Genomic DNA, 8,468 nt, shown 5'->3' with positions numbered 1-8,468 from the left:
GCCGTCGATCTCGGCGACGATGTAGCCGCGCCCGCGCGAATGCGGGTCGGCCCAGGCGAGGAAGTCGAGGTGATCCCACTCCACAAGCTTCGCGCTCGCACAGTGATCGGTTGCGCGGTGACTTGCTGACCGGTTGAACCGGTCGGTTGATCCCATCGGTTGCTGAACGGAGCGGCCGGAGGGCGCGGAGATGAAGCGACCACCGCAACCGCCGTCGGCGGGTCAGGAGCGGCGGAAGCCGCCCTCGCTGTCGATGACCTGGCCGACGATCCACTCGCCCTCGTCGCTGACGAGCCACGCGATGAGGCGCGCCGGATCGTCGGGCTCGCCGAAGCGCCCGCTCGGGAACCGGTCGCGCAGCCACTCCAAGGTCGCGTCGTCCATGCCGTTGCCCGGATCGAGGAAGCCGGTGTTCACCGGTCCCGGGTTCACGGTGTTGAGCAGGATGCCCTGCGGCGCGAGCTCGTCGGCGACCGTCATGGTCATGCCCGCGAGCGCCGCCTTCGCCGTGGCGTAGGCGATCTCGCCGCGCATTGGACCCTTGCCCTGGCCCGACGTCATCCAGATCACGCGGCCGCCCGGTCTGGACGGATCGTGGCGCGCGGCGAACGCCTTCGTGAGCAGCAGCACCGCGCGGGCATCCACTGCCCAGTGCGCGTCGAGCGCCGCGGCGTCGATCTCGGCCAGCGTGCCGTCCGTGCCCGAGATCGCGTGGTTGCACACGAGGATGTCGAGCGCGCCCAGCGCGTCGATCGCCGCGTCGACCAGTGCGGCCGGCGCGGCCGGATCCGCGAGATCGCCCGGCAGGTCGAGCAGGCGCGCCCCCGGCGCGAGGTGCGGCTCGATCGACGCGCGCACGTCGGCGAGCTCGTCCGCGCCCCAGGGCTGCTCGACGTCGTGGGCGCGGTGGTGATGGATCGCGACGTCGGCGCCCATCGCCGCGAGTCGCCGCGCCACGGCCGCGCCGATCCCGCGTGCACGGCTCGCGCCGGTCACCAGCGCCGTGCGTCCCCGCAGCGGCAGAGAATGCGTCATCCGTCCTCCTCGAGCAGTGTCAACCGCCACGACGATACGCTGGCGCGATGGATCGGGACGAGTGGGAGGAGCACGTCGCGGCGCTATGGGCGGACGACCTCGGCGACGAGGAGCGGATCGAGCGGATGCGGGTGCTCGCGGCGGATGCGCCGCACCCCGCGCTCGGCGCCTTCGAGCTCGGGGGCGCGCTCGACTCGGCGGGCCGCGAAGCCGCGGCCGACGAGCGGTACGCCGCCGCGACGGACGCGGGCCTGGCCGCGATCGACCCCGCGCGTGCGGCGCAGCTCGTCGTGCAGCACGCGTCGACCCTGCGCAACCTGGGTCGCACCGACGAGGCCATCGCGATGCTCCGCGCCGCGCGGCCGCACCCCGAGACCGGGGCGGCGCCCGCGGTGTTCCTCGCGCTCGCGCTGCACAGCGCCGGGCGTTCGGCCGAGGCGCTGCGCGTGGCCATCGAGGTGATCGAGCCGGGCCTGCCGCGCTACCGCCGCTCCGTCCGCGCGTACGCGGCCGCGCTCACGGATGCGGATCAGGGCAGCAGCGGCAGCACCTGAGCGAGGTCGACGGGGCCGATCACGAGCGGCGCCTGCGCGCGCACCGTCGGCTTCGCGTTGAACGCGAGTCCGAGCCCGGCCGCGGCGATCATGAGCAGGTCGTTCGCCCCGTCGCCGATTGCGACGGTGCGGCGCATCGGCACGCCGTGCTCCGCCGCCCACGCGCGCAGCTGCGCGGCCTTGCCCGCCGCGTCGACGATCGGCCCGTCCACCTCGCCGGTGAGCGTGCCGGAATCCGCGACGAGCCGGTTGGCGCGCCACACGTCCACCCCGAGCGACGGCGCGAGGTCGTCGAGGATCTCGTGGAATCCGCCCGAGACGACGCCGACGACGCCGCCGCGGGCGTGCACGCCGTCGATCAGCTCGCGCACACCGGGCGTCGGCTCGATGCGCGCCCGCACTCGGGCGAACGACGCGGTCGGCACCCCCGCGAGCTCCCGCACGCGCGAGCGCAGGCTGGCGGCGAAGTCCACCTCGCCGCGCATGGCCGCCTCGGTCGCGGCGGCCACCTCGGCGCCCCGGCCGGCCTCGTCGGCGATCAGCTCGATCACCTCGTTGCGGATGAGCGTGGAGTCGGCATCGAGGACGACGAGGAAGCGCGCGGTCACGAGGCTCGAGCATATCGGTGCGCGCCGCGGGCGAATCGGCGCGCGCGGCCCGAACCGGGTGCTCGGGATCGGTAGGCTGATCGGCATGGCAGACCCCGTGCTCTCGTTCGCCGATGTCGTCGTCCGTCGTGGCCCCCGCAACATCGTGGATGGGGTCAGCTGGACGGTGAACGACGACGAGCGGTGGGTCATCCTCGGCCCGAACGGCGCCGGCAAGACGACGCTGCTGCAGCTCGCCGACACGCTCATGCACCCGACCTCCGGCACGGTGCGGATCCTCGACGAGCAGCTCGGCCGCACCGACGTGTTCGAGCTGCGCCCGCGCATCGGCTTCGCGTCCACGGCGCTGGCGCGGCAGATCCCCGCCGAGGAGACCGTGCTGAACGTCGTCATGACGGCGGCGTACTCGGTGATGGGCCGCTGGAACGAGGAGTACGAGAACGTCGACGAGCGCCGCGCGCTGCGCGTGCTGCGCGACTGGCGGCTGGATCATCTCGCCGACCGGCTCTTCGGCACGCTGAGCGACGGCGAGCGCAAGCGCGTGCAGATCGCGCGGGCAATCATGACCGATCCCGAGCTGCTCCTGCTCGACGAGCCGACCGCGAGCCTCGATCTCGGATCGCGCGAGGTGCTGCTCGCGCTCCTGTCGGAGTACGCGGCCTCGCCGTCCACGCCCGCGATCGTCATGGTGACGCACCACGTCGAGGAGATCCCGGTGGGCTTCACCCACGTGCTGCTGATGCGCGACGGGGGAGTGGTGGCGGCCGGCCCGATCGGCGAGACGCTCACGCCGCAGAATCTCTCCGAGACCTTCGGCATGCAGATCGCCCTCGCCTCGGCGAACGGGCGCTACGCCGCCCGCGCGCGCATCTGAGCGGGTCCCGCGCGACCTCTGATAGACTTGATCGCTGGTGCCGTCGCGCCCACAGACTTTCCCTTTATCCATCGCTCCCGCAAGGACATCCGAATGAAGACTGACACCCACCCCGAGTACAAGCCGATCGTGTTCCGCGACCTCGGTTCGGGCGAGACGTTCCTGACGCGCTCGACCGCGACCAGCGACAAGACGATCGAGCTCGACGGCGTCGAGTACCCGGTGATCGACGTCGAGATCTCGTCGGCCTCGCACCCGTTCTACACGGGCAAGCAGCGCATCATGGACTCGGCCGGTCGCGTCGAGAAGTTCAACCAGCGCTTCAAGGGCTTCGGCTCCAAGTAAGCCCCGCGCGTCACGAGGGCCCCGCTCCGGCGGGGCCTTCGTCGTTCCCGGGTTTCGCCGAACCCGCCCTCGATCCGCGAGCCCGCCCCCGATCCGGCGCGGGTTCGGCGATCGCGCGCGGGTTCGGCGGCGGGGCGGCAGCGACGAGTTCATCACCACGATGACGCTGATGGCGCCCGCGAGCGCGCCGAGGAACGGCAGCGCGAGCAGCGCGATGCGGATCAGCTCGTCGAGGCTCATGCCCCGATGGTACGGGTGCTCGCTCCGGCGGGATCAGCGGATGGGCCAGCTGCCGTCGACGACGGCGTCGATGCGACCGATCCTCACGAAGTACTCGGTGAGGCTCTCGGCCTGGGCACGGGCCCAGCCGATCTGCCGGGTGTGCAGCTCCTCCACCGTGTCGGGCAGCGTGTCGGCGTAGCGCTCGGCGATCGCCAGCGCGACGCGGCCGGCCGCGATCGCGTCGGCCGAGGCCTCGTGCGCGGCCTCCAGGGCGACGGCGTAGTGGGCGGCGACGACGTCGAGCGTGCGCTTGCCCTTGCGGAACCGGTCGACGGTCTTGTCGATCACGAGCGGATCGATCACGGGGTGCGGATCGGCGATCGGCTCGAGGCCGTGGCGCTGCGCCTCGTGCTTGAGCATCGACAGGTCGAAGGCGGCATTGTAGGCCACGATCGGGATGCCGCCGGCGAGGATCGTGCGCAGCGCGTCGACGATCTCGGCCACGACCTCGTGTGCCGGGCGCCCCTCCGCCCGCGCGTGCGCGGTCGTGATGCCGTGCACCGCCGTGGCGCCCTCGGGGATCTCGATGCCGGGGTCGGCGAGCCACGACTCGGCGTGCAGCACGGCGCCCGACGAATCGAGCAGGCCGACGTAGGCCGTGACGATCCGGTCGTTCTCCACGTCGACGCCCGTGGTCTCGAGGTCGAACACGGCCACGCGATCGAGCAGCCGCGTCGAGCGCTCCGCGAGCACCATGGGCGAGTCGTCGACCGGATCCGGGGTGGGCTCGCGAACGGCGACGGTCTCCGCGACGACGACGGTCTCTGCGACGACGGCCGTGGGCGCCACGACGGCCTCGGGTGCGCCGCTCGGCTCGTCCAGATCATCGAGGTCGAACAGCGGCGGCGGATCGGGCCAGCGGTCGCTCATATCCACACCGTAGGGCGGGGCGCCGACATTCCCGGGGCGCGGCGGCGGCGCGTCGCCGCACCTTTCGCTCCGTAGACTCGACGGGTGCCCGTCGCCTCTCCCTACGCCGATCGGCTCGCCCGCATCCCCGTCGAGCGCCGCGAGGTCGAGGTGCTCGGCGGCACGACGGCGTACTGGGCGTACGGACCCGAAGACGCCGAGACGACGATCGTGGCGTACCACGGCTTCCGCGGCGACCACCACGGGCTCGAGCCGGTCGTCGCGCACCTGCCCGGGCTTCGCATCGTCATGCCCGATCTGCCAGGATTCGGCGCCTCGCCGCCCCTGCCGGGCCGCACCCACGACCTCGATGCGTACGCGGAGTGGGCCACGGCCTTCGCGCAGGCCGCCGCTCCGGGCGCCGTCGTCCTCGGCCACTCGTTCGGCTCGATCGTCGCCGCGGCCGCCGTGGCGAGGGGACTTCCCACGCCCCGCCTGATCCTCATCAACCCGATCGGTGCGCCCGCGCTCGAGGGCCCGCGGGGCGTCTTCACGCGCCTCGCGGTGCTCTACTACGCGGCCGGCGCCCGCCTGCCCGAGCGGATCGGCACGTGGCTGCTGCGCACGCGCGTCATCGTGCGGGTCATGAGCCTCGCGATGGCCAAGACGCGCGAGCCGGCGCTGCGCCGCTGGATCCACGACCAGCACGACCGCTTCTTCTCGGGGTTCGCCGACCGCGACGTGCTGCGCCAGGCGTTCGTGACGAGCGTGTCGCATGACGTGCGCGAGTCGGCGCCGCGCATCGCGCAGCCCACCCTGCTCGTGGCGGCCGACCGCGACGACATCACGCCCATCGAGGCCGAGCGGGCGCTGCGCGGCCTGTTCCCCGACGCGCGCCTGGTCGAGCTGGCCGACGTCGGCCACCTCATCCACTACGAGAAGCCGGCCGAGGCCGCCGAGGCGATCCGGCGATTCCTGGCGGAGTAGGCGTCAGCGGCCGTCGCGCTTGGCGAGCTCCATGAGCCCGCTCACACGGTAGGGGATCGCCTCGCTCATGACGAGCGAGGTCTCGGTGCGCTCGACGCCCTCGATGCCCAGGATGCGTCCGTCGATGTCGAAGAGGTGGCGCGCGTCGCGGCAGGCGACGAAGGCCATCAGGTCGGTCTGCCCGCTCAGGCCGTGCACCTGCAGCACCTCGGGCAGGCGCGCGAGCTCGGCGGTGATCTTCTGCAGGTGCGGCTGACGCACCCCCACGGCGATGAACGCCTCGAGGGGGAATCCGAGGGCGGCCGTGGAGATCGAGCGCTCGAACGACCGGAACGCGCCGGACTTCTCCAGCCGCGCCATCCGGGCCTGCACGGTGTTGCGCGACAGGTGCAGGCGCTCGGCGAGCGCCACCACCGTGGCGCGCGGGTCCTCGGCGAGGGCGGCGAGGAGTTCGAGGTCGACGTGATCGAGCGAGGCCATAGCGAAGGAGCCTAGCAGGTGCCAGCGGCCGGACCTGAGCAGGATGCTCAGTCGTTATCGAATCGAATGCGCGCCCTGCGGAGACCTTCCGCGGCTACGGCCCGCCGATCTGACAATCCGCACGTCTCGGGCGTCAGGCGATCGCGTCGGCCGCGGCGAGCGTCACGCCGTCGGCGGCCACGTCGAAGACCCAGATCGAGGCGTTGGTGACGGGGGAGTCGGCGTTGGGCAGCGCTCCGTCGGTCGCCAGGCGCAGCAGCGTGCCGATCACGCCGCCGTGGCTCACCGCGATCACGCGGGCGTCGCCGTGGCGGGCGGCCAGGTCGTGCAGCGCCGTCGCCGCGCGCTCGGCCACCGCCGGCCGCGTCTCGGCGCCCGGCACCGCATCGCCGTAGCGCTCGCGCGCCTCGAGCACGCTCAGACCTTCGGCCACGCCGTAGCCGCGCTCGCCCAGGGCGTCGACGGTCTCGGGGGCGGGCAGGGCGAGCTCCGCGGCGATGATGCGCGCCGTCTCGGCCGCGCGCGAGAGCGGGCTCGCGGCGATCGCCGTGTAGCCGCCGTCGCGCAGCCGCTCCGCCGCCGCCCGCGCCTGCGCGCGGCCGGTGTCGTTGAGCGGGATGTCCGAGGAGCCCTGCAGGCGTCCTTCGAGGTTCCAGTCGGTCTGTCCGTGGCGCACGAGGGCGATGAGGGTCACCCGTCGAGGCTAGCGTCCGGCCGCGCCCTCACCCCTGGGAGGTCACCGGACGGCCGGCAGCGCCCGCGCGAGGTGTGCCAGCACGGGGCTCGTGCCCGCGTCGATCTTCACCGTCGCCCGGCGATCCGCCTTCGTCTCGCCGCGGTTGACGATGACGACGGGCAGCTTGCGGCGCCGGGCGCGCTCGACGAGCCGGATCCCGGAGTTCACGACGAGCGACGAGCCGGCCACGAGCAGCGCGTCGGCGGTGGCCACCAGCTGCTCGGCCTCGCGGAACCGGCCGGCGGGGATGTACTCGCCGAAGAACACGACGTCCGGCTTGAGCATGCCGCCGCACACCGTGCAGGCGGGGATCACGAAGCCCTCCGTCGACTCCGGCAGCACGTCGCCGTCCGGACCGAGCGGCACGTTCTCGGGCACGGTGATCCACGGGTTGTCGGCCTCGACTCGCGCGCCGATGTCGCGCCGGTCGAAGACCTGGCCGCAGCGCAGGCAGAACACGCGGCGCATCGTGCCGTGCAGCTCGACGACGCGGCTGCTGCCGGCGCGCAGGTGCAGGCCGTCGACGTTCTGCGTGATGACGCCCGTGGCGATGTCCGCGCGCTCCAGCTCGGCAATCGCCTCGTGGCCCTCGTTCGGCCGCGCGGTCGAGAACGCCTGCCAGCCCAGGTGCGAGCCGACCCAGTACCGGCGCCGCGCGGCCTCGTCGGCGAGGAACTGCTGCGCCGTCATGGGCGTGCGCCGCGGCGCGCCCTCGCCGCGATAGTCGGGGATGCCCGAGTCGGTGGACACGCCCGCGCCCGTGAGGATCGCGAGGCGCCGCCCGGCGAGCGCGTCGATCGCGCGGCCGACCTGGGCGGTCGCGGCGGCATCGAGCGAGGCGGTGGCGGTCACATCGGAAGTCTAGGCTTTGGGGGTTGTACCGGGATCGGAGGAGCGGATGGGGATCGAGCGGATCGACGACGCCGCGGACGAGCGGCTGGCCGACTACCGCGATCTCACCGACGTCGCGCTGCGCCGCGTGCTCGAGCCGCGGGGCGGGCTGTACATGGCCGAGTCGTCGAAGGTGCTGGGCCGCGCGCTCGCCGCGGGCCACGAGCCGCGCTCGGTGCTGACGGCCGAGAAGTGGCTGCCCGAGGTCGAGGCGCTGCTGGCGGGGCACCCCGAGGTGCCCGTGTACGTCGTGCCCGACGCCGTCGCCGAGGCCGTGACGGGCTACGCCGTGCACCGCGGCATGCTCGCCGCCATGCACCGGCCCGCCGACCGACCCGTCGCCGACGTGCTGCACGGCGCGCGCCTGGCGCTCGTGCTCGAGGACATCGTCGACCACACCAACGTGGGCGCGGCCTTCCGCGCCGCCGCCGGCCTCGGTGCCGACGCGGTGCTCGTCACGCCGCGCTGCGCCGATCCGCTCTACCGCCGCAGCGTGCGCGTGAGCATGGGCACCGTCTTCCAGGTGCCGTGGACGCGCCTGCCGGAGTGGCGCGGGCGCGCCGACGAGCCCGGCGCGACCGATCTGCTCCACGAGGCGGGCTTCCGCGTGGCGGCGCTCGCGCTCGCCGACGACGCGGTCGCGCTCGAGGACTTCGTGGCCGATCCGCCCGAGCGCGTCGCCCTCGTGATGGGATCCGAGGGGCACGGGCTGTCGCGGCAGGCGCTCGCCGCGGCCGACACGACCGTGACGATCCCCATGGCCGGCGGCGTCGACTCCCTCAACGTCGCCTCGGCCGCCGCCGTCGCCCTGTGGGCGCTGCGCTTCG

12 protein-coding genes are annotated in these 8,468 nt (G+C 73.4%); 5 read left to right on the top strand and 7 right to left on the bottom strand.

Annotated elements, in window-relative coordinates:
* On the bottom strand, positions 1-156 hold a 156-nt coding region (locus ACWDR7_RS12830), incomplete at its 3' end, for an FBP domain-containing protein (protein ID WP_449855288.1).
* A gap of 66 nt (positions 157-222) precedes the next feature.
* Positions 223-1,035 (bottom strand): SDR family oxidoreductase, encoded by an 813-nt coding sequence (locus ACWDR7_RS12825; protein WP_449855286.1) that lies wholly within the window; start codon positions 1,033-1,035, stop codon positions 223-225.
* A gap of 47 nt (positions 1,036-1,082) precedes the next feature.
* Here ACWDR7_RS12825 and ACWDR7_RS12820 point away from each other — a divergent pair, with 47 nt between their 5' ends.
* Positions 1,083-1,589 carry a tetratricopeptide repeat protein gene (locus ACWDR7_RS12820; RefSeq protein WP_449855285.1) on the top strand — a complete coding sequence of 169 codons (507 nt, stop codon included), beginning with the start codon at positions 1,083-1,085 and terminating at the stop codon, positions 1,587-1,589.
* Here the strand turns inward: ACWDR7_RS12820 and serB are convergent.
* Positions 1,565-2,197, bottom strand: coding sequence for a phosphoserine phosphatase SerB (gene serB / locus ACWDR7_RS12815; RefSeq protein WP_449855284.1), 633 nt, complete (start codon positions 2,195-2,197; stop codon positions 1,565-1,567). The genes ACWDR7_RS12820 and serB overlap by 25 nt on opposite strands.
* Positions 2,198-2,282: 85 nt before the next feature.
* Here serB and ACWDR7_RS12810 point away from each other — a divergent pair, with 85 nt between their 5' ends.
* Positions 2,283-3,071: an ABC transporter ATP-binding protein gene (locus tag ACWDR7_RS12810; protein ID WP_449855283.1), complete on the top strand. Its 789-nt coding sequence runs from the start codon at positions 2,283-2,285 to the stop codon at positions 3,069-3,071.
* 93 nt (positions 3,072-3,164) lie between these two features.
* Positions 3,165-3,416, top strand: coding sequence for a type B 50S ribosomal protein L31 (locus tag ACWDR7_RS12805; RefSeq protein WP_449855282.1), 252 nt, complete (start codon positions 3,165-3,167; stop codon positions 3,414-3,416).
* 273 nt (positions 3,417-3,689) lie between these two features.
* On the opposite strand, the gene ACWDR7_RS12800 is transcribed toward ACWDR7_RS12805, so the two are convergent.
* The gene (locus tag ACWDR7_RS12800; RefSeq protein WP_449855287.1) at positions 3,690-4,394 is read right to left on the bottom strand and encodes an exonuclease domain-containing protein; all 705 of its coding nucleotides are present in this window, start codon (positions 4,392-4,394) and stop codon (positions 3,690-3,692) included.
* Between the two features lie 258 nt (positions 4,395-4,652).
* On the opposite strand from ACWDR7_RS12800, the gene ACWDR7_RS12795 reads away from it, so the two are divergent.
* The gene (locus ACWDR7_RS12795; RefSeq protein ID WP_449855281.1) at positions 4,653-5,534 is read left to right on the top strand and encodes an alpha/beta fold hydrolase; all 882 of its coding nucleotides are present in this window, start codon (positions 4,653-4,655) and stop codon (positions 5,532-5,534) included.
* 3 nt (positions 5,535-5,537) lie between these two features.
* On the opposite strand, the gene ACWDR7_RS12790 is transcribed toward ACWDR7_RS12795, so the two are convergent.
* The 3 genes from ACWDR7_RS12790 to ACWDR7_RS12780 form a co-directional block, all read right to left on the bottom strand.
* Positions 5,538-6,014 (bottom strand): Lrp/AsnC family transcriptional regulator, encoded by a 477-nt coding sequence (locus ACWDR7_RS12790; RefSeq protein WP_449855280.1) that lies wholly within the window; start codon positions 6,012-6,014, stop codon positions 5,538-5,540.
* Between the two features lie 133 nt (positions 6,015-6,147).
* Positions 6,148-6,708: a histidine phosphatase family protein gene (locus tag ACWDR7_RS12785; protein WP_449855279.1), complete on the bottom strand. Its 561-nt coding sequence runs from the start codon at positions 6,706-6,708 to the stop codon at positions 6,148-6,150.
* Between the two features lie 42 nt (positions 6,709-6,750).
* The gene (locus tag ACWDR7_RS12780; protein ID WP_449855278.1) at positions 6,751-7,602 is read right to left on the bottom strand and encodes a Sir2 family NAD-dependent protein deacetylase; all 852 of its coding nucleotides are present in this window, start codon (positions 7,600-7,602) and stop codon (positions 6,751-6,753) included.
* Between the two features lie 46 nt (positions 7,603-7,648).
* On the opposite strand from ACWDR7_RS12780, the gene ACWDR7_RS12775 reads away from it, so the two are divergent.
* On the top strand, positions 7,649-8,468 hold an 820-nt coding region (locus tag ACWDR7_RS12775; RefSeq protein WP_449855277.1), incomplete at its 3' end, for a TrmH family RNA methyltransferase.

This window comes from Microbacterium sp. NPDC003461 (assembly GCF_053588335.1).
Note: the sequence above shows the minus strand (reverse complement) of the source record. Positions and strands in the feature narration are given on the sequence as shown.

What these genes read in the sequence shown, in the direction of transcription:
- ACWDR7_RS12825 (WP_449855286.1), bottom strand. Translation starts at nt 1,035, where the DNA reads ATGACGCATTCTCTGCCGCTGCGGGGACGCACGGCGCTGGTGACCGGC.
- ACWDR7_RS12820 (WP_449855285.1), top strand. Translation starts at nt 1,083, where the DNA reads ATGGATCGGGACGAGTGGGAGGAGCACGTCGCGGCGCTATGGGCGGAC.
- ACWDR7_RS12810 (WP_449855283.1), top strand. Translation starts at nt 2,283, where the DNA reads ATGGCAGACCCCGTGCTCTCGTTCGCCGATGTCGTCGTCCGTCGTGGC.
- ACWDR7_RS12805 (WP_449855282.1), top strand. Translation starts at nt 3,165, where the DNA reads ATGAAGACTGACACCCACCCCGAGTACAAGCCGATCGTGTTCCGCGAC.
- ACWDR7_RS12800 (WP_449855287.1), bottom strand. Translation starts at nt 4,394, where the DNA reads ATGGTGCTCGCGGAGCGCTCGACGCGGCTGCTCGATCGCGTGGCCGTG.
- ACWDR7_RS12790 (WP_449855280.1), bottom strand. Translation starts at nt 6,014, where the DNA reads ATGGCCTCGCTCGATCACGTCGACCTCGAACTCCTCGCCGCCCTCGCC.